Source organism: Gymnodinialimonas sp. (genome assembly GCF_059726805.1).
Window position 1 is genome coordinate 4,267,257 of record NZ_AP041059.1, and the last position, 19,288, is coordinate 4,286,544.

A 19,288-nucleotide genomic window follows, 5' to 3' on the forward strand; every position below is an offset into this window, starting at 1 on the left:
CACGGAGGACCCCATGACAGATAAACGCGAGTGGCCCCTGTGGGAGATCTTCATTCGCGGCCAGCACGGCGCGTCCCACCGCCATGTTGGCTCGCTCCACGCGCCGGATGCCGAGATGGCGATCCTGAACGCGCGCGATGTCTACACGCGCCGCAAGGAAGGCGTCTCGATCTGGGCCGTTCCGGCCAGTGCCATCGCCGCTTCCAGCCCCTCTAAGAAGGGCCCGCTGTTCGACCCGGCCGAGGACAAGGCCTACCGCCACCCGACGTTCTTCCCGATCCCCAAAGAAGTGGGCCCAATGTGATGCAACAGGACGCGGAAAACACTCTGTTCGAGTTCCTCCTGCGCATGGGCGACACCACTCTGGTTCTCGGTCATCGTCTGTCTGAATGGTGCGGCAAGGCGCCGATCCTGGAGGAAGACATCGCCCTGGCCAACACGGCGTTGGATTTCATTGGCCAGACGCAGATGTGGCTCGGCCTGGCGGGAGAGGTCGAGGGGGAGGGCCGCAGTGCCGACGATTTGGCGATGCTCCGCGATGCCTGGGACTTTCGCTGCTGCCTGTTGGTGCAGCAGCCCAACGGTGACTTTGCCCAAACGATCATGCGGCAGTTCCTGTTTGATCACTGGCATTTGGCTATGTTGCGCAAGCTTTCAAACTCTGAGCATGACCAGATCGCTGCCATCGCCGCCAAGGCTTCCAAGGAAGTCACCTACCACGCCGAGCGCTCCACTGATCTGGTGATCCGCCTTGGCGATGGGACCGAGGAAAGCCACGGCCGCATGCAGCGCGCCCTCGACCTTCTCTATCCTTTCGTGGGGGAGCTCTTCGCCCCCGACACCACCCTGCCCGGCATCGCTGAAAGCCCTGCCGATCTGCGCCCGGCCTACGACGATACCATCGGCGCGATCCTGTCTGAGGCCACGCTTAGGGTCCCTGAAAGCCGCTTCGCGCACCACGGCGGCCTGACCGGCGCTCGGCATTCCGAGCATCTGGGCCACCTTCTGACGCAGATGCAATGGCTTCAACGCGCCTACCCCGGCGCCCAATGGTAAGCGCACCGTGAGGCCCTCCACCGATCAAATCTGGACCTGGCTCGACGCCGTTCCCGACCCGGAAATTCCCGTGATCTCCGTGGTTGATCTTGGCATCGTCCGCGACGTCGCGTGGCAAGGCGACACGCTGGAAATCACCCTCACGCCCACCTATTCCGGCTGCCCGGCCACCGCCGTGATTGAGCTGAGCGTCCTTGAGGCGCTTCAAGCCAAGGGCACCGCCCCTCAGATCAAGCGCCAGATCGCGCCGCCCTGGACGACGGACTGGCTGTCGGACAAAGGCCGCGCGAAACTCGAAGAATACGGCATTGCCCCGCCCAATCCCGCGGGCGGCCCGGCGCAGTGCCCCCGCTGCCAGTCCACGAACCTCGAACGGATCAGCCAATTCGGCTCCACCCCCTGCAAGGCGCAATGGCGCTGCATGGATTGTCTGGAACCCTTCGACTATTTCAAGTGCATCTGAATGGCCAAGTTCATCCCCCTGACCGTCACCGCGATCCACCGCACGACGTCTGACGCCGTGTCGGTTCAACTGGTCCCGCAAGACGGCTCCACCTTGCCGTTCATCCAGGGCCAATACCTGACCTTCCGGCAAGTCATCGACGGCGTGGAGCTTCGCCGCGCCTATTCTATCAGCGCGGGCGTTACCGATGGCACGCTGGAGGTCGGGATCAAGAAAGTTGCGGGTGGCGCGTTCTCTACCTGGGCGAATGACACCCTTGCCGTTGGGGACACAATCGAAGCGCTGTCCCCGATGGGCAGCTTCCACACGCCGCTCAACCCCGATGCGAAGAACCACTACCTGGGGTTCGCCATCGGCTCTGGCATCACGCCCATTCTGTCGATCCTGCGCAGCACGCTGGCGGTGGAACCCGGTAGCCGCTTCACCCTGATCTACGCCAACCGAACCGCGCGTGATGTGATGTTCCGAGAAGAGCTGGAGGACCTCAAGAACGAGAACCTCACCCGCCTCAACATCATCCACATCCTCAAGAACGACCCGACGGGCATCGACCTGTTCACGGGGCGCGTGGACGCCACCAAACTGGACGCGATGTTCACCCAATGGATTGACGTTGAGACGGCCGACGCCGCGTTCATCTGCGGGCCGGAACCCGCGATGGAGACCATCGCCGACCGCCTCGCCCACCACGGTATGGCGAAGGCCGCCATCAAGTACGAACTCTTCGCCGCGACCCAGCAGGGCCAGCTCCCGCAGAGCCATGCCCCCGATGAGAGCGCCACCCAAGCGACCGCCACGATCATCGTTGACGGCACCGCCCAGGAGGTTGCCGTTGACCCCGGCGAGACGATCCTCGCCGCCGCCCTGCGCGCCGGTCTCGACGCGCCCTATGCGTGCCGTGCGGGGGTCTGCTCTACCTGCATGTGCAAGGTCACAGCGGGTGAGGCGCAGATGATCACGAACCACGCGCTGGAAGACTATGAGGTCGCGCGCGGCATGGTTCTTAGCTGTCAGGCATTGCCCTCAACGGACAAGATCACGGTGGAGTATCAAGACCATTGAGGGGGGTGCTCAAGCTTGAGCAGGGTAGTCAAGATACTGATTTATAAAGATATCGTTGTTATTGTATAAGAATTTTCAGGTGGCTTCCAGCGCTACCGCAATGCCCTGCCCGACGCCAATGCACATGGTGGCCAGGGCCCGCTTACCCCCGCGCAGGCGCATTTCCAGCGCCGCTGTTCCGGTGATCCGCGCGCCTGACATGCCCAGGGGATGCCCCAGCGCAATCGCGCCGCCGTTGGGGTTCACGCGTGGATCGTCGTCGGCGATCCCCAGGCCCCGCGTCACGGCGAGACCCTGTGCTGCGAAAGCCTCATTCAACTCGATCACGTCGAAGTCGGCGATCCCAAGCCCCAGCCGCGCCATCAGCTTTTGCGAGGCGGGCAAAGGGCCGATCCCCATCACGCGCGGGGCAACCCCCGCAACGGCACCGCCCATGATCCGCGCGATGGGCGTCAAGCCGTGCTTCACCGCCGCCGCCTCGGACGCGATGATCAGCGCCGCCGCTCCGTCGTTGACACCCGAGGCGTTGCCCGCCGTCACGCTGCCGCCCTCCCGGAACGGGGCGCGCAGCTTGGCCAGCGCCGCCGCGTCGGTATCAGGGCGCGGGTGTTCATCCTGCGCAACCACTACCGGCTCTCTTTTACGGCGCGGGATGCTGACCGGCGTGATCTCTTCCGCCAATCGGCCCGAGGCCATCGCGGCCCCCGCCCTTGCCTGAGAGCGTGCGGCGAAGGCGTCCTGATCTTCGCGCGACACGGCGTAGTCCTCGGCCACATTCTCTGCCGTTTCGGGCATTGAATCGATCCCGTACTGCGCCTTCATCACCGGGTTCACGAAGCGCCAGCCGATGGTGGTGTCAAAGATCTCGGCCTTGCGAGAGAAGGCCGCATCGGCCTTTGGCATGACGAACGGGGCGCGCGACATGCTTTCGACGCCACCGGCCAACATAAGCTCTGCCTCGCCCGCCTTGATGGCACGCGCCGCCGCAATCACCGCATCCATACCTGAACCGCAGAGCCGGTTGATCGTGGTGCCCGGCACCGCTTCCGGCAGGCCCGCCAGAAGCGCCGACATGCGCGCGACGTTGCGGTTGTCTTCGCCCGCCTGGTTGGCGCATCCAAAATAGATGTCCTCAACAGCGGACCAATCGACGCCAGCGTTCCGCGCCATCAGGGCCGCCAAAGGCACAGCCCCCAGATCATCCGCCCGCACCCCGGACAAAGCCCCACCGAAGCGCCCGATGGGCGTGCGGATGTAGTCGCAAATAAAAGCCTCAGCCATGGCGTCTCTCCCCATTGAACGCCTCAGGGTAGCAGGCGCCAGAGGGGGAGGAAAGCGTTACGCCTACAGGGTGGGCAGGCGCAGGTGCGTAACGTAAAAACCGGAAAGGACACTCCCGCCGCCATGACCGTGACGCGAATGCATCGTCGCGAAACAAAGTGTTCGGATTTTTTCGACAATAGCCCCGTGGGCGGTGTCACGGGCGTCGGGATCTGTGTAGGAAGTGCGTAAGCAAAGGCCTGATCGAACCTCCGAAAGGGCCGCAGGGGGAAATTGATGATGAAGCTACTACGCGCGGTGATGGCGGGCTTGGGGATGTTGGGCTTGTCGGCGTGTGGGTCGGCGTATGTGTCGCCGGATGTGTCGGAGTTTGGCGGTGAGGACGGGGTTCGGGTGGTTGAGTTGTCGCCGGCGGTGGTGACCCATGCGAACCGTTCGGCCTATCAGCCCCAGGATCTGCCGGCGGCGTTTTCCAGGATTGCCGGTGGCGGCAGCGGCCCGCGCGGCGGCGCGCGGTTGCCGGACCCGGTGTTTGACGCCCAGGCGCGCCCCGGCGCGTTGGAGCTGCGGGTGCCGCCCCAGGTCAACCCCGGCTCGTACCGGATCGGCGTGGGCGATGTGCTGCTGCTGGCCACGCCGCGCGGCGAATCGACCGTTGAAGAGCTGGCCGGGCTCGTGGCCGCCCAGAACCAGCGCCAGGGCTATACCGTGCAGGACGACGGCGACATCGCCATTCCCGATGTCGGCCGGATCACCGTAGGCGACATGACGCTGGCCGAGGCCGAGGACGCGATCTTCGAGCGTCTGATCGCCGCGCGCATCGACCCCTCGTTCAGCCTGGAAGTGGCCGAGTTCAACTCGCAGCGGATCTCGGTCGGCGGCGCGGTGCGCAGCCCGGGCGTGGTGCCCGTGGGCATGACGCCGGTCTATCTGGCCGAGGTTCTGGCCTCGGCGGGGGGCCTGGACATCAGCTCGGACGATTTCGCGGTGATCCGCATTTACCGCGACGGCAACCTCTACCAGATCCCGACCCAGGACCTCTATTCCAACCAGGGGCTGCAGCGGGTCCGGCTGATTGACGGCGACAGCCTGTTCGTCGACACCGCCTATGATTTCGAGCAGGCCCAGGCCTATTTCGAAGAGGTCATCGCGCGCGCCCAATACACCCAAAGCGCCCGGGCCAATGCCATCGCCGAGCTGCAGACCGAGGTCTCGATCCGCCGCGGCGCGCTGGACGAGAGCCGCCAGAACTTCCGCGACCGGCTGGAGTTCGGGGCCGAGGGCGGTGAGTACGTCTATATCGCGGGCGAAGTGACCTCGCCGGGCCGCTTCGAGTTGCCGTTCGAGAACCGCGCGGTTCTGGCCGATGCGCTCTTTGATGCGGGCGGCTGGAGTGCGAGCACCGGCAACCCGTCGCAGATCTACCTGATGCGCGCCCAGGAGAATTCGTCCTACGCCAGCTCGGTCACGGCCTATCAGCTGGACGGCTCGAACGCGGCCAACCTGGTGCTGGCCACCCGGCTGGAGCTGCGCCCGGGCGACGTGATTTTCGTGGCCGAACAGCCGGTGACGCGCTGGAACCGGGTGATCAACCAGATCACGCCGACGATCCTCAACCTCGGCGCGACGGCGGTGAACTGAGGCCACAAGCGCGGCCCCAAAAGTGGGCACCGGTTTTGGGACAAGCTGCGCGGTAAAAAAGGCCGCAGCCACCTGAAGCAAAAGCACACAAAAAAGCCCCGCCCGGATCACAACCCGGGCGGGGCTTTTTCAATTATACGGGCGCTGATCGCGCAGGCGCGGCCGCCGCTTAGTTACTGCCGTCGGAGGATGACACGGCCGCAATCGCGATTATGGCCGCAACCCCGACCGTCGCAGCGATCAGCCCAGCATCGCCCAAGCCCTGAGTGCCCACGGTGACATCCGTTGTTGGGGCGTTGGTCACGGGCGCAATGCCCTGCGCCACAGCGGTCGAGCCAAGCGCGGCAATCAGGGCGGTCGACAGAAGGACCTTTTTCATGGCAGTTCTCCAAATGAATTAAGCAGATTGGAAATAAAAATAACTCAAGATCAGCCCCATGACAACGCAGATAAACGCTGCCTCAAATGTGACTACGCAAATGGCGAATTGACCTTAACGCGCGTTTCTCAATCCCGGGCGCAACGGGTGCGTCCTGCTATAATATTGCTTCCACCCGACAATTTGAACAACGCCTCCCCATGAACAGCTCCGAAGGAAAGACTCGCTTTTCACAGAGCTTCGGTGCAACACTACCCATGACGTATTGTTTTTGTTTTCGTCTCGTTCCCTTTCTCCATTTGACTGGAATACCATGGCTTCCAACTATCTTGCGCTTAGCGCAGGCGACGACGGGTCCGCTCAGACCTTCATCGACACCCTCGGCCAGACCCCCACGCTTTCAGCGGAGCTTTCTGCCAATCTCACGAAAGTTAAGGACGACCTTGCCGAGATCATCAAGGTCCTGACCTACCCGAAGACCGTTGCCACGGACCTGGGCAAACTGTCCAAGGTGATCGACACGATCGATCCCGTCTTGACGGCGGTTTCGATCATTCCGGAGATCGGAAGTGAGGTCAAAGTCATCCAGGAGGCTTTGAAGACGATCAAGACGGAGGTGGATCAAGCCAAATCCGTCGCCGACAAGATCGAAGCCCGCGTCAAGCCGATCCGCGAAGGGCTGCAGAAGCTGCAGCCCCTGCTGGCCGATGCGATTACGGCCACGAACAAGATCAACACCACCTCGACGTCGTTCCTGGCGCATTTCAAGGAGATCAACACCTGCGTGAACTCCTTGCCGGATGGCCCGCCGAAGACCGCAGGCCTGCAGTTCATCGCGGCCTTTGCGGCCAATACCACGCCGCTGGTCGCCGATTTGAACAGCGCGCTTTCCACCACGAATGATGAGATCAACAAGTTCTACGCGGCGATCAACGACCTGAAAAACAAGCTGAACTTCCTGTCCGAGATCTCGGATGCGGTCTCCAGCCTGCTCAACGACCTGTCGCCGTTGCTTGGGCCGTTATCGAACCTGATGTCGGCGCTGAACTTCAAGATCACCATTCCGACGCCGGTGCCATTTTATGGCGTTCACGTCAGCATCAAGGACATCCTGGACCAGTTCAAAGCCTTCACGGATCTGGCGATGGAAATCCTCAATCCGATCCTCGCGCCGATCCTCGACCCGCTCAAAGAATTGGCGGCAAGTATCCTCAACGAGATCCCCGGCATCAAACAATTGCTCGCGCTGGCCGATATTCCGGTGCCATCGCTGCCGGATTTCGCGTCGATCTTCAGCGCGCTGGAGGCCTTGGCGCAAAAGCTGGAGGCGGCCATTCCGACGTTCACCCTGGAATGCCCCCCAAGTGCTGCCCAAAGCACCTTCTCGGAGGCGTTCAAATCGCAACTCGGCGATGTTGCGAGCAGCTTCGTGGGCGGGCCGAATTTCCACATCCTGGCGGCGGAAAACGCCTACCTCATCGGGCAAGGCACCCGCCTGACAATCGTAGAGGGCGTCGGACCGGGGAACGAGACCGCTTTTGCCGTCACGCTGGATGCAAGCCGCCGCGTGGTGATTCAATCGGCGCATGGGCGCCACATTTCGGTCACCAAAGGAGCGGGCGCCATGGTGCCGGGCCCGGTGACGAAAGCGTGCCATCTGGTCGTGGAGCCTGCCGCCGATGACGCTTTCAAGCTGATTGGCCCGGACGGCGTCGCGTTGTCCGTAGACGGAATGGACACGTTCAAATCGGTTTCGATCACATAGTGACGCTGAGCCAACTGGACCAATTCAAGGATCCCGCTTGCAGATCTGGCACGTCAGATCGCAAGCGGGTTCTTTTTTTCTACATGGGCGGGGTCATGGGCCATATGGTCCGCGTTATGGCCCTTGCCGAAGCCGTTGCCCGGGAAGGGCACGACACCTTCTTGGCGACATCAGATCCGGACAGCCCCTTGATCAGGGCAATGGATCCCGCCGTGCAACGGGTGGCGACGGTGCAAAGCGCGGCGCACCAAGCGGCTGGGTCACGGATTGCATCCTTTGACCCGGGCCTTGCCGCTGATCGCGCCAATCTAGCGGGGCTTGGGCCATCTGACCCCGGTGAACTGACGGCCTTGGCCGAAGATATGGCCGAAATGGCCGCTTCGGATGCCAAAGTTATCGAGACGGTGCAGCCCGACGTCATTGTCTGCGATCATCGTCACATCGTGGGTTCCGCCCGCAAAATGCACGCGGGAAAGATCCTGCATATCGCGAACCTTATCGGTATCGCATCAATCCATCGCCGTGCGACGGGGAAGCTTCCCTACCCCCTCGACGATGCGCCCCTTCTGGTGCCGGGCATCGCGGAGATTGAGGCCCTTGGCGGGACCGAGCCCTCACGCCCCGTCCACATGTGCGGCCCGGTCCAATGGCAGGGCTGGTCCCGATTGAAGGCCTCCCGCACGCCTGATTTGCGCAAAAAGGACGTCTGCGTCTTTTTTGGCAGCACCGGCAATGGCTCGGAAAACCTGCCCCTGCTGGAAGACCGGCTTTCGGGACACCTGAGTTTCAGCCGGGTGGACCTGCGCGACGTCGATCTTGCAACGGGCCTCGCGCATGCCTCCTGCCTTTTGTGCCACGGCGGGCATGGCACCGTGATGGCGGCTTTGGGTCACGGCGTGCCTGTTATCGTCTTCCCCACCAATCCTGAGCAACTGGAGATTGGCCGCCGCCTTCAAGCCCTCAATCTGGGGCGTTTGGTGATCGAGCCTTTGGATGGGATCACGGGGCCCGACCTTGCCGCGTTGGTCCACGAATTGCGGGGCGACCCGAGGGTCAAGACTGCCTTAGACTGGATAAAGACGGCTCTGGACCGCGAGGGCGACGGCGCGGAACATGCCGCGAAAATCATCTTGCGTTATGCCTCGGTCGATGTAGCCTAACCCTCTATAAAAAAAGAATATTACGTGGACATCGCTTTCTACTTTCAGCCCACCGGGGTGCCAAGCTACGGCGAAATGCAACAGGCCATCGGGTTTTCCCGGGACCTGACGGCGGCTGGATATCGGTGCTGGTTCGTAGCGCCGGAACGGCTGTCGGGCCAATTGGCGTTGGCCCGGTTGAGCGTGGTGACCTTTGACAGCATGGAACTGGCGGAGGAGGTGATCGAAGACCTCGACCCAGCCCTTATTATTGCCTGCGAAATCTTCGGCATGAGCGACGAGACGGTGGCCTTCCTGGATGGCCTCGGGCGACCGCTCGCGACCATTGATGGCACGGGCATGGGGCGCGAGATCGCCTCGGATCCCTTTCATCTGCCCAAATACGCCCGGCCCCTGGGCCTGCCTGCGGGGCTGAAATATCTGCGCGTCTGCCCGGTCCATGATCAACAGCCCAACACCGACCAGCTGTTCCATTGGGCCGGATACCCCGGGGCCGCGCGGTCCGAAAAATCAGCCGAGAAATACGAGGCGATGGGGCTCGACCCGGAGCGCAAGACGGTCCTTTTGGCGATTGCCTCCTGGGCGCATCACTTCGCCGATCTGCCCGAGCCGCCGTTCGACAGCCTGGTTGGCTACCACGACGCATTGGTGACGCGGCTGGCCGAGGCGTTTGAGGCCTGGGAAACGCCGGTGCAGCTGGCCGTCGTGTCCCACAAATTGCCGATGGTATTTTTCGACGGCGAGGTCTCGGTCAAAGGGTTGGGGATCCTGCACTACGATCTGTTCGACCACCTGCTTGCCAGCTGCGACTTGATCGTATCCGACAACATCATTCAGGCCTCCGTCACCCGGGCCATTGTCGCGGGCACGCCGCATCTGATCGTGGAAAACAAGGCGGCGGACCGGTTGCCCTACCCCTCCAACGTGTTCCCCCTGGCCCAGGTTTTTCCCGATGACCGCGCTTACACGAAGACCATCGACCGGGTTGAACTGACCGATGACGCGGGGCTGCGTCACGCGGTGCGTCAGATCGCCGAAAAGGGCTTTGCGGACCCGGAATGCGCTGCGGCCAGGGCGCGGTATGTGGAGGGGCTTGCCGCGCTCGACAAGCCTGCGGACATCGTAAGAGCCATCGTTGGACAGGCGGAGCCTTTGACGCTGGAGCCGCGCGACCTTGGCCGCCCGAACCGCGACGTGGTCTTCTATATCGAGATCTGGTTCAGTTTCGGCGAGCGGGAGCATGCCCTATCCCTCGCGCGCTACTTGCAGTCCGCCGGATACCGCCCGCGCTTTGTGGTGCATCACAAGATCGCCGAGCACATCCGTTCCGCCGGGTTTGAGCCGGTGCCGTTCTACTCTCCGCTGCTTGGCGTCCAGCGGGTCCGCCAGATCGCGCCTGCGCTGATCATCGGATGCGAGCTGTTCAATCTGACCGATCTGTCGATGAAGGGCCTGTCGGCCTTGGACATCCCGATTGCGACGATTGATGGCACGTCGCTGGGGGTGGAGATCAACACCGATCCCTTCCTGCACCCCAAGCTGACGCGCGACCTGAACCTGCCCTCGGAATTGCCCCGTTTCAGACCCGCGCCTGTCAATGACGTGCAGGGGGCGGACCCGCTGAACTGTCATTTCAACCTGTTCCCGGACATCGCCCCTCAGCCCAAGGACGCGGAGATCTACCGTGACCTCGGCCTCGATCCGAGCCGAAAGACGATCCTTCTGCCGATTGCGCTTTGGGCCGTGACGGGCTCGATGCTATTCGAGTTGGTCCATTACCACAAACTGCTGGTGGACCGCGTCGTGCAGGCGCTGGACAAGATCGAGATCGGCGTCGACCTGCTGGTCGTCGGCCTGCAAGATGAAGGGGTGGAGGCGCAGGGTTGCGTCGCGCAGCATGTGTTTCCCCTGCTACCCTACCCCCAGTTCGACCACGTCCTGATGAGCTGTGATCTCGTTATCTCGGACAACATTATTCAGACCAGCGTCTCGAAGGCGTTCGCGATGAACAAACCCCATCTGGTGCTGCAAAACCTCGACCCGTCCGAAGTGCCGTTTCAAAGCAACATCTTTCCTCTGAAGCTCTTGTTTCCGGCAGATCGCGAATACGCGCAGGCGGTGGAGGTTGCGGAGTTTGGCGACGTGGACGAGATCGAAGAAAGGCTGCGCGATATCCTGACCAAAGGCTACAGCGACAGCGCCAGGAAGGCCCGTCGGGAGGCGTACCTGGAACGGCTGGCGCAACTGCCGTCCCCGGCGGGGGTCGTGGATCATATCATCGGCGCGCAGGGGGCTACGTCGCCGTCGCGCAAATCCTCAACATGAGGTTTCGGATCAAATCCCCGCGTTGACCGAGCAGATAAGTCTGGGCTTCCGGCGTCGGTTGATCCGCAATCGCATGGCCCCAAAGCGACAGCTGATAGTGGACAAGGTTTTCCAGAAGACGGTGCCAATCGATAGAGTGATGGGCGCCGTAGGTCGCAAAAAATGGATTGCGGCGAACCTGGTCCAGCGCGGCCCCCTCAATCCCCGCCGTCTCAAGCGCCCATAGCGCGCCTTGCGGGCAAAGCTGACTGGCCAAATCGACGTTGGGGCTGCGGTAGCAAACCCATTCCAGATCGCACACATGGGCAAGACGCCAGCCGTCCCCCTCTGGCTGGAAAAGTAAATCAGCGTCCATGAAACAGAGCGCCGGATCAGCGCACTGCAAACTCGGGCTGTTCTGGAGCGCTGCGATCACCTCCGCTACCAGGGCCGGGTCCACGAGGTCCGCATGCCGGGCCGCCACCTCCTGTAGTCTGTAGATGCCAAAGAGCACTTGACGCTCCTCTGCCCGGCCGTCGCTTTGGGGCTTTCTGGCGCGGTGGAGATCGGCGAAAAACTGGCCTGTGTCGCGATGGATGTCAGCCTTCTGGGCGTCGGTCACTTCGGGATTGTCCGGGTGGGTCAGGAAACCCGCAAGCTCTCCGGTGATGTGTTCCATCACCATGAATTCCGTGGGCGCAAGGCGCAGGCTTCGATCCACGTGCAGCACATCTGGCCCCCGCACGCCCGTCGCCGCCCGCACATCCGCGTAGTTCTGCTGTTCCTGCACGAACACGTCCTGACGCAGGCCCCGGTTGAACCGCACCACAATGGGGGAAGCCTCGGTCGACAGGGTGAGTTTGTAGATCAGGTTGCCGGTAAATCCGCCACGTCGCGCCAGACCGTGGCGCGTGACGGGCCCCAAGCGCTGAGCGTCGGTGATCCTGGTGGCCGCGCCGAAGACGTCCCGCGCGATCTCTGCCAGTACGTCCCGGGGGATCTTTGTCACCTCGACGCTTTTCTCAGGCGCCGCGATGCCCAGGATGCGGTCAATCTCAGCACCGCTCATCCCCTGCTGCGCCAGTTGCAACGCCCGGTCCACGGTCGGCGCAGTTGGCGTGGCGCGCTTGCCTGACATGTCTGCCCCCCTGCTTACCGTGTCATGGCACCTACTGCTGCGGCGGACCGAAGCTTTGCTCATGCAAAGCCGTTTCCCAAAGCGCCGTTCCGGGGGCAAAAACGTTCCGCTCCACCACCACATCACCGCGCCAAATGACCTTCGCAGGCTTCAGATCACAGGCATTGCACGTGTCGCATATCCTGGGCTTCGCACCGACCCGGTCCATCATCAGATCGGGCAATTGATCCACGGGGATATCGGTGAACGTCCCATAAGACGTTTCGCCCGCGAAATCGTGCATGCAATGGGTCAGCTGGCCGTGGACATCAATCGATAGGAAGTTCACCGGCACGCGGCACTGGAAGGCGCCGGTTTGTTTGACGCCAAAATTGCAGGAATTGAACGAAACCCAGGCGTCGTTCTGTTCCGCCGCCATACGCGCCGATAGATCATCAATGTCCGCGTAATGAAGCGCGGCATAATCCTGCAGGAAGCCGCTTTTGTTGGAGCATTCGTTGAAGGTGAAAACGCGCACGCCCAGGTTCGCCCAATAATCCACAAGGCCCGGCAATTCGTGCTGGTTCCTGGCTGTGATGACCCCCTGCAAGGACACCGCCTCGGGCTTGATCTTCAAAACCTCTTTCAGGTTACGCGTGACCTTGTCGCGATCAAGGTACTTCATATGCTCTTCATAGACGCCGTTGGAGGTGCCGTTGATGCTGACGTTGACCATCGACAGACCGGCATCCAGAAGCTCTTCAAAGCGCGCGCCGGTCAGAAGCTGGCCGTTGGTGTTCACCCCCACCGGGCAGCCCACCTCGGTCGAGACGCGGCGCACGACGTCGACCAGCTTCTTGTAAAGAAGCGGCTCACCCACGCCGCAGAGGTACACGAGCGAGGTATCGAGTTGCGCAATACGCTCCAGGATCCGGTCAAGAACCTCGTCGGACATCGTGTTGCCCAGGCGATCCATGTCCTGGATCGGGCAGAAGTTGCAGCGCGCGTTGCAGCGCGAGATCAACTCAAGCTCAAAATTCAAAGGAATATCAGACGGCTGGATGCGGCCCTGGATGGTGTCGACCTCAATGGGAACGAATGCGCCCAGAGGTTGCGACCATTCCGCGTCGGGCATCATGACGCTGTGGATCATGATCGGCTTAGCGGATTTGGCAGCCACCAGGTTTTGGACCGACGCGAGCAGGCTGTCGCCCGGCGACGACGACACCAGGATCATGTCCGGCGTCGCATCGTCCCACGCAGTGGCCAATTCCTCAAGGCTCTCGACAACATCGAAGTTCCGGTAGCCCTTGTTCACCATACCCCAGCGCAGGTTGTAATACTGCTCTGGCGTGCGGGCGACGACCAGGATCCGCGCGAAGAGTTTAGCCGAGATATCTCGCGGCAGCGCGGTTTGCAGGCCGGGCCCGGAAGCGGGGCGTCCCGTCAGCTCTAATGTGGTCAAAGCGCATGCTCCTGCGAAGGGGGAGGTTCAAATAATCCAGCGGCCGACAGCTCAAAATCCGTGCATTTAGTGCAGATCTCGTAGCCTTTGAAATCACCGGCTTGCAGCTTCTGTTTCTCTGCAATGATTTCCTTCAGCGGGGTTGTGCGGCAGTCGCCGACGACATGTTCAGACCGCACGTCGTGGCAACATGACAGCACCTTGCCGTCGCTGGAAATGAACGTGATCAGGTTGAAGATGCCACAGCCTTTGAACTGCCGATACGCGCCACGGTAGGCGCGGGGATCGTCCAGATGCCCGCCGCGGCTGTGCAGCGGGCGCGACGTCACCTCGACCCCGCGGTCGGACCAATAGGCCACAAAGCGCGCGTGCTCTTGCCTGTCCTCTTCGCGGTCAAACTCGATGGATCTGATGTAGACCTTGCCCGGCATCGCCTTGGCCATTGCGGTGATATTCTCGACCACAGGCGCGTGTTTCAGGCCGTAGACTTCCTCATATTTGTCGGGGTCCATGCCGGTGATGCTGACCTGTATGCCGTCCAAACGGCGGAAGGCGTCATTCTCCAGCAGATCAGGCGTCAGCCGCGCGCCGTTGGTCACCAGCGTCGTCGTCACCGCGCCATCTGAAAAGCGCTCCAGATTCTCCAACGCGCGAAAGAGCAGAGGTTTGCGCAAAAGGTTTTCGCCCATGCCGCAGAAGACGGCGTGCACCGTCTCGTCACGGGCCATATCGCCGATTTCCCGGGTGATGTTGTCCAGCAGCGCTGCGTCGATGAAGGGCGTGTCCCGTTTGACGCCAAACCAGTTTTGGGGACAGAAGCTACAGCTCGCGTTGCAAGGGCTTGCCAATTCCAGATCAAATATCTTCACGAAAAATTCCCAAAAGTGTGGGATCTCTGGTGCCGCAGAGGATCCCCTGCCGTCACCATTTTTCCCTGCCTTAGGGGTAACATGGGATATCAGAATTCTCTAACGAATTGTGATGGTTCAAGGCATTGGCCCAGCGCCGTTTGGCGCTGGCCCTTGCACACCGCACAGGACGTGCCATCTGGAACCAACCGATAGGGACGATGCCGGCGGCACGCATCCACACACGAAGGGCATGAAATGGCGGATTGGGGAATCACTCCCGGGTTTAACGGAAAGCCCCCTCGTTCTTTTGCCACGCTTCGCCCGTCATATGCGTCCTATGGACCTGAATCTGGTTGTCAGTTAAGCAAAGTTTGGTCTGTTGGCTTGGGTCACTTTGCTGCGCCACGCGTTGGAAGCTTAAGCTGGTGTGAAATGGGGGCTCGCAATTGAAATTGGTCATGACCTTGCTCGTCCGAGATGAGGCCGACATTGTCCGTGAGAATATCGAGTTTCACCTGTCGCAAGGCGTCGACTACATAGTTGCCATCGATAATGGCTCGCAAGACGGCACCAGGGACATCCTGAATGAATACGAGCGGCTTGGCGTGCTGCATCTTTTGGACGAGAAGGGGCGGGATTACGCGCAGTCCAAATGGGTTACGAAGGCAGCCTTGCTTGCGCGTGAGGAGTTCGGGGCGGACTGGATCTTGAACAACGATGCGGATGAGTTCTGGTGCCCTTCTGGCGGAAACTTCAAGGCCGTGCTGCAAGACCGGACAGCGGCAATCCTGAAGTGTCAAAGGTTCAACATGATCCAAGCCTATGACGGGCCCGAAGACACACCCTGGTTTGAGCGCCTCACCTATCGGGCAGCGCAACCCGTTACGCCTCCGAAGTTGGATGACTGGTATTCGAGCCCACTACCTTGCCCTTATTTCTACTTGGACTTGCCCCCGAAAGCGCTTGTGCGGGCAAAGAAGCTCACGAAAGTGACGCAGGGCAATCACGATGCGCGTTTCAGCGGATGGATACGGAAAATCAGGACCGAAGATCGGATCACGATCTTTCACTTTCCGTTTCGCTCAAGAGAACAATTCGAGCGCAAGATCGTTAACGGCGGGCAAGCCTATATGGCTAATTTGGAGCTGACAGAAGCGTCTGGATGGCACTGGCGCCGGTGGTATCGCCTGATTGTCGAACAGGGGCTGGACGCAGCATTGGCAGACGCCTTGCCGAGCCAGGAAGAATTGCGGGAACACCTGCGCGCTGGTCGCGCCCTCGAAGACGCCCGTTTCCGCGAACTCCGGAACACCATCGCCCCGCTCTCTGCCGCACAGGGCGCGGCGCCATGAAACTATGTATCGTTGGCACCGGACGCTGTGGCACCACGTTGCTTTGGCGCATGCTGAACGATCATCCGGACCTGTTCGTCTTCAAGGAAACCCATTGGCTACCAGCCCTGCACGAGAGTTTCGGCACCCTCGTCGCAGACACATCGGAGATGCTCGGGATCGTCAATCGGACGCACTTCGTCACGGGGCAACCAACCACCGATCTGGACGTGGACGCATACCGGAGGAGTCCCCTTTATTCTCCTACCATGACGGTGCCTGAATTCGCCGATTCACTCGGAAGGTTCTTCGCACGTGCCCAAGGGAAACCGGGTTGGGCCGACAAGACGCCCGATTACGGGTATTTCTTGTCAACAATTCAGATGTATTGGCCGGGCTGCAGGATCGTCCACGTCATTCGAGACGGGGTTCGCACCGCAACGTCGATGTCGCGCCATCCCGGCTACCAGGCGCTTGCTGCAATGGGGCGCACCCATTGGTCTCCGCTGGCGCTGGACTACCAGCCCCCCGTGCGTCCTTTCGCGAAGGCGCCAGCCGGGGCGTATTCGAAACTCTGGTATGATCGTCTCATGCGGATCCGTGACGAGGCAACGCGCCTGCGGCCCGGCAGCTATATCGAAGTACGCTACGAGGATCTTCAGAAGGCACCGAAGGAAGAACTTTCCCGGATCGCGCGTTTCGCGGACCTTCGGGAAGATAAGGCCTGGCTGAGGAAGGCTGCCGGTCAAGTCCGCACCCGAACCGCGGCGCCTCGCAGGGTCGACGACGGGATGCGTGATTTCTTCGAAGCGTCCCATCTCAGGCTTCTGGAAGACCTTGGCTACAGTATAGAAACCTGAACTTGGATCATCTCCAACATATCTCGGGCAATCCTCAGGTCTCGGACAGCGCAATCCTCGCGGTCGCTTGTGTGCGCAACGAAGCACTTCGCTTGCCGGATTTCCTGGCCCACCACCGACGGCTTGGCGTTGACCGCTTCTTTATTGTCGACAACGCGTCTGAAGACGGAAGTGCCGCCTACCTCGAAAGTCAGCCCGACGTTTGCCTGTTCCATACGAGCGCACCCTACTCAACAAGCAATTGCGGCATTGACTGGTTAAACGACGTGCTGCTTGCGCACGCCGTCGGACATTGGACGTTGATCCTGGATGCGGACGAGTTGTTCGTGTTTCCTGGATACGAGACGATCCCATTGGCGGATTTCCTGTCATGGGCCGAGAGCCGACGGGCCGATGCCGTGGCCGCGCCCATGCTGGATATGTATCCCGAAGGACCCCTGAACGCGCTTGAATACCTGCCAGGTGACCGCCTGATCGACGCGTGCCCGATGTTCGACGGAAGCGGCTACAACACGCTTCGCGTAGGCCCACGACATCGGGTCATCAATCGCGGTGGCCCGCGGGCGCGGCTGTTTTGGGACGAAAGAGACCTTGGCTATCCGCCCCCAATGCTGTTCAAGATCCCGTTAATCAAGTGGACCGCCGCAAGGAAACTAACGGCGTCGACACATAATCTGACTGGCGCGCGGCTCGCTCCCGCGAACGGGCTTTTGCTGCATTTCAAGTTCCTGCAGGACTTTGCCGCAGAGGCCGCACAAGAGGCGATGCGTAAGGAGCATTTCATGGGTGCCAGACAGTATGATGCCTACAACGCCGTTCTTTCGACTGTTTCCGATTTTACGGCAGCGTTCGAAGGCTCCATTCGGTATCGAGACAGCTGGCAGTTGGTGGAAATGGAGTTGATGCGGGTTCCCAGGCGCAGTTCCTTCTGGTCGACCGCCATCCGTGCCTACGCTACTCAGGGACGAAACTAGGGGTTAACGCGCATGATGGGAAATTGGAAAGACTTCTTCGTGGTCAGTGACCGCCAGAAGGATCTGGGTGGCAACCTGCGGCACGGGGACGGCAAAACGATTACGCCGCTTCTCTGGCAGGCGCTGATCGATCGGTTTGCGCCAAAGTCGATGCTCGACGTTGGCGCGGGCGAGGGTCACGCGGTGGCGTTCTTTGCGCGCAGGGGGGTTATCGCCCACGGTTTCGATGGCCTCGAAGACAACGTCTTGAACGCCCTCTACCCGATCGCTTTGCACGACCTCAAACGCGGTCCCTACATCTACCCTTGCGACCTCGTCTTTTGCACCGAAGTCGTTGAACACATCGCACCGAAATATCTCGACAATCTTCTTACTACGCTTAGCAACGCGCCCGTGGTCGTGATGACCCATGGTTTGCCAGGCCAGAAAGGGCACCATCATGTTAACCTTCAGACCCAGGATTATTGGGTCGGAAAGTTCGCGCAACGTGGGTACAGGCCTTCCATGGACACCCAACATTTCCGGGACATGGCCCGCGCCGAGCGCGCGGACAGCTTCTTTGCAGAGACCGGGCTTGTGTTCCTGAAGTCCGTTGGAACGGGGGAGAACGCATAATGACCGAACGAGACGACAAATCGGCCTATGCCGAGACGTGGGACCGATATGTGAAGGAGGACTTCGTTCGTATCCAGAGCGACCGTCCAAAGACGCCCCGCGATTTGCAGCGATGGCAGGTGCTCAATACTTCCGACGACAGCTATGCCTGGCCGGGCGATGAATGGGGGGACGCTGCGGCTGTCGACCACATACTAAAGACCTGTGTGTTTGACCCGATCGGACAGGAAACGCCCGTTCATATCTGCGAGCTGGCAAGCGGCGCCGGACGCTTCACCGTGCCGGTTCTTTCCCGATGGCCTGACGTCAAGATAGACTGCTTCGACGTCTCGCAGGCGTTTCTCGACCAGATGCATCTCCGTTTCGAAGGACCCATCGCTGACGGGCGTTTGGAAACGCATCTGCTGGGCTCGAACCCGACGGGCATGTTTGAAACCCTGGCGAACAAGCGGCTTACACGTCGGGTCGACGCGGTATTTTCCTTCGACGCCATGGTTCACGTCGAGTTGCATTCGCTTGCCGTATACATGCTGACTGCCGCTTTCGCGCTGCGGCCAGGCGGCCTGCTTGCCATGAATGTTGCCGACGCAACCAATGCCAATGGCCTTGAAAAGCTGCTGTGCAACGCGCCCGTTGGATTCCAGCTTGGCGGGAGCGTTGGTCCACAGTTCCAGTTCACCTCGCCCGAGATTGTCAGCAAGCTTCTCCACAGCATGGGATTCGAGCACACGTTCCACGATTTGAACGGGCGCGACCTGTTCATTGTCGCACACTTGCGGGACGTCGATGCCGCACAGCAAAGCCTGAGGAGCGCGGGCGCCAACTGGTGGCCTACGGGCAAGTGGCGGCGTCGGGCGCAGACCTTGATGTCAAAGTTTGGAAGAGAGGAACCCAGCTGAGATGCCGGGCGCCCGAGTATTGCGCCGTCTGCGGCCGGACAGAGTTCTCTCCCGGCTGTCGGCAC

Annotated in this window: 18 protein-coding genes; 13 read left to right on the top strand and 5 right to left on the bottom strand. The window is 61.1% G+C overall.

The features are described 5' to 3' along the window. Positions 1-13 precede the first annotated feature (13 nt). The 4 genes from paaB to AC6I9R_RS20955 are packed head-to-tail and all read left to right on the top strand — an operon-like array spanning position 14 to position 2,581. Positions 14-304, top strand: a complete 291-nt coding sequence (gene paaB / locus AC6I9R_RS20940; RefSeq protein ID WP_461428196.1) for a 1,2-phenylacetyl-CoA epoxidase subunit PaaB — start codon at positions 14-16, stop codon at positions 302-304. Beyond that, positions 304-1,056, top strand: coding sequence for a 1,2-phenylacetyl-CoA epoxidase subunit PaaC (gene paaC / locus AC6I9R_RS20945; protein WP_461428195.1), 753 nt, complete (start codon positions 304-306; stop codon positions 1,054-1,056). Before paaB ends, paaC begins: the two co-directional genes overlap by 1 nt. A gap of 7 nt (positions 1,057-1,063) precedes the next feature. After that, positions 1,064-1,519 (top strand): 1,2-phenylacetyl-CoA epoxidase subunit PaaD, encoded by a 456-nt coding sequence (paaD, locus tag AC6I9R_RS20950; protein WP_461428194.1) that lies wholly within the window; start codon positions 1,064-1,066, stop codon positions 1,517-1,519. Beyond that, on the top strand, positions 1,520-2,581 hold the full coding sequence (locus tag AC6I9R_RS20955) for a 2Fe-2S iron-sulfur cluster-binding protein (protein ID WP_461428193.1): 1,062 nt from the start codon (positions 1,520-1,522) through the stop codon (positions 2,579-2,581). It begins immediately after the preceding gene. Positions 2,582-2,656: 75 nt separating this feature from the next. On the opposite strand, the gene pcaF is transcribed toward AC6I9R_RS20955, so the two are convergent. Continuing rightward, complete coding sequence (pcaF, locus tag AC6I9R_RS20960) at positions 2,657-3,862, bottom strand: 3-oxoadipyl-CoA thiolase (protein ID WP_461428192.1); 1,206 nt, start codon at positions 3,860-3,862, stop codon at positions 2,657-2,659. 276 nt (positions 3,863-4,138) lie between these two features. Between pcaF and AC6I9R_RS20965 the strand changes: the two genes are divergently transcribed. Continuing rightward, positions 4,139-5,503 (top strand): polysaccharide biosynthesis/export family protein, encoded by a 1,365-nt coding sequence (locus AC6I9R_RS20965; protein ID WP_497863041.1) that lies wholly within the window; start codon positions 4,139-4,141, stop codon positions 5,501-5,503. A 169-nt stretch (positions 5,504-5,672) separates the two neighbouring features. On the opposite strand, the gene AC6I9R_RS20970 is transcribed toward AC6I9R_RS20965, so the two are convergent. Beyond that, positions 5,673-5,882: a hypothetical protein gene (locus tag AC6I9R_RS20970; RefSeq protein WP_461429323.1), complete on the bottom strand. Its 210-nt coding sequence runs from the start codon at positions 5,880-5,882 to the stop codon at positions 5,673-5,675. Between the two features lie 313 nt (positions 5,883-6,195). Here AC6I9R_RS20970 and AC6I9R_RS20975 point away from each other — a divergent pair, with 313 nt between their 5' ends. The 3 genes from AC6I9R_RS20975 (at position 6,196) to AC6I9R_RS20985 (ending at position 11,132) form a co-directional block, all read left to right on the top strand. Next, positions 6,196-7,647, top strand: a complete 1,452-nt coding sequence (locus AC6I9R_RS20975; protein ID WP_461429322.1) for a hypothetical protein — start codon at positions 6,196-6,198, stop codon at positions 7,645-7,647. A 200-nt stretch (positions 7,648-7,847) separates the two neighbouring features. Continuing rightward, positions 7,848-8,807: a glycosyltransferase gene (locus tag AC6I9R_RS20980; RefSeq protein ID WP_461429321.1), complete on the top strand. Its 960-nt coding sequence runs from the start codon at positions 7,848-7,850 to the stop codon at positions 8,805-8,807. 24 nt (positions 8,808-8,831) lie between these two features. Beyond that, positions 8,832-11,132: a DUF6365 family protein gene (locus AC6I9R_RS20985; RefSeq protein ID WP_461429320.1), complete on the top strand. Its 2,301-nt coding sequence runs from the start codon at positions 8,832-8,834 to the stop codon at positions 11,130-11,132. On the opposite strand, the gene AC6I9R_RS20990 is transcribed toward AC6I9R_RS20985, so the two are convergent. Genes AC6I9R_RS20990 through AC6I9R_RS21000 form a run of 3 tightly spaced genes read right to left on the bottom strand, consistent with a single transcriptional unit; the run spans position 11,101 to position 14,562 of the window. After that, positions 11,101-12,249 (bottom strand): phosphotransferase family protein, encoded by a 1,149-nt coding sequence (locus tag AC6I9R_RS20990; protein WP_461429319.1) that lies wholly within the window; start codon positions 12,247-12,249, stop codon positions 11,101-11,103. The genes AC6I9R_RS20985 and AC6I9R_RS20990 overlap by 32 nt on opposite strands. Before the next feature lie 31 nt (positions 12,250-12,280). Then, on the bottom strand, positions 12,281-13,693 hold the full coding sequence (locus AC6I9R_RS20995) for a radical SAM protein (RefSeq protein WP_461429318.1): 1,413 nt from the start codon (positions 13,691-13,693) through the stop codon (positions 12,281-12,283). Beyond that, positions 13,690-14,562, bottom strand: coding sequence for a radical SAM/SPASM domain-containing protein (locus AC6I9R_RS21000; protein ID WP_461429317.1), 873 nt, complete (start codon positions 14,560-14,562; stop codon positions 13,690-13,692). The genes AC6I9R_RS20995 and AC6I9R_RS21000 overlap by 4 nt, the downstream gene beginning before the upstream one ends. 440 nt (positions 14,563-15,002) lie before the next feature. Between AC6I9R_RS21000 and AC6I9R_RS21005 the strand changes: the two genes are divergently transcribed. From AC6I9R_RS21005 to AC6I9R_RS21025, 5 genes are read left to right on the top strand one after another with little or no spacing between them, the layout of a single operon-like run. Further along, a complete protein-coding gene (locus AC6I9R_RS21005; protein WP_461429316.1) occupies positions 15,003-15,896 on the top strand; it encodes a glycosyltransferase family 2 protein in 894 nt (297 codons plus the stop codon). Next, positions 15,893-16,735, top strand: a complete 843-nt coding sequence (locus AC6I9R_RS21010) for a sulfotransferase family protein (RefSeq protein ID WP_461429315.1) — start codon at positions 15,893-15,895, stop codon at positions 16,733-16,735. Before AC6I9R_RS21005 ends, AC6I9R_RS21010 begins: the two co-directional genes overlap by 4 nt. A 2-nt stretch (positions 16,736-16,737) precedes the next feature. Then, positions 16,738-17,709: a glycosyltransferase family 2 protein gene (locus AC6I9R_RS21015; RefSeq protein WP_461429314.1), complete on the top strand. Its 972-nt coding sequence runs from the start codon at positions 16,738-16,740 to the stop codon at positions 17,707-17,709. 39 nt (positions 17,710-17,748) lie between these two features. After that, entirely contained in the window at positions 17,749-18,324 is a 576-nt protein-coding gene (locus AC6I9R_RS21020) for a methyltransferase domain-containing protein (protein ID WP_461429313.1), read from the top strand. After that, positions 18,324-19,223, top strand: coding sequence for a class I SAM-dependent methyltransferase (locus AC6I9R_RS21025; RefSeq protein WP_461429312.1), 900 nt, complete (start codon positions 18,324-18,326; stop codon positions 19,221-19,223). The genes AC6I9R_RS21020 and AC6I9R_RS21025 overlap by 1 nt, the downstream gene beginning before the upstream one ends. The last annotated feature ends 65 nt before the right edge of the window (positions 19,224-19,288 follow it).

Excerpts from the sequence above, each read along its gene's own strand:
- paaB (WP_461428196.1), top strand. The coding sequence starts at position 14 with ATGACAGATAAACGCGAGTGGCCCCTGTGGGAGATCTTCATTCGCGGC.
- paaC (WP_461428195.1), top strand. The coding sequence starts at position 304 with ATGCAACAGGACGCGGAAAACACTCTGTTCGAGTTCCTCCTGCGCATG.
- AC6I9R_RS20955 (WP_461428193.1), top strand. The coding sequence starts at position 1,520 with ATGGCCAAGTTCATCCCCCTGACCGTCACCGCGATCCACCGCACGACG.
- pcaF (WP_461428192.1), bottom strand. The coding sequence starts at position 3,862 with ATGGCTGAGGCTTTTATTTGCGACTACATCCGCACGCCCATCGGGCGC.
- AC6I9R_RS20965 (WP_497863041.1), top strand. The coding sequence starts at position 4,139 with ATGATGAAGCTACTACGCGCGGTGATGGCGGGCTTGGGGATGTTGGGC.
- AC6I9R_RS20970 (WP_461429323.1), bottom strand. The coding sequence starts at position 5,882 with ATGAAAAAGGTCCTTCTGTCGACCGCCCTGATTGCCGCGCTTGGCTCG.
- AC6I9R_RS20975 (WP_461429322.1), top strand. The coding sequence starts at position 6,196 with ATGGCTTCCAACTATCTTGCGCTTAGCGCAGGCGACGACGGGTCCGCT.
- AC6I9R_RS20980 (WP_461429321.1), top strand. The coding sequence starts at position 7,848 with ATGGATCCCGCCGTGCAACGGGTGGCGACGGTGCAAAGCGCGGCGCAC.
- AC6I9R_RS20990 (WP_461429319.1), bottom strand. The coding sequence starts at position 12,249 with ATGTCAGGCAAGCGCGCCACGCCAACTGCGCCGACCGTGGACCGGGCG.
- AC6I9R_RS21005 (WP_461429316.1), top strand. The coding sequence starts at position 15,003 with ATGACCTTGCTCGTCCGAGATGAGGCCGACATTGTCCGTGAGAATATC.
- AC6I9R_RS21010 (WP_461429315.1), top strand. The coding sequence starts at position 15,893 with ATGAAACTATGTATCGTTGGCACCGGACGCTGTGGCACCACGTTGCTT.
- AC6I9R_RS21025 (WP_461429312.1), top strand. The coding sequence starts at position 18,324 with ATGACCGAACGAGACGACAAATCGGCCTATGCCGAGACGTGGGACCGA.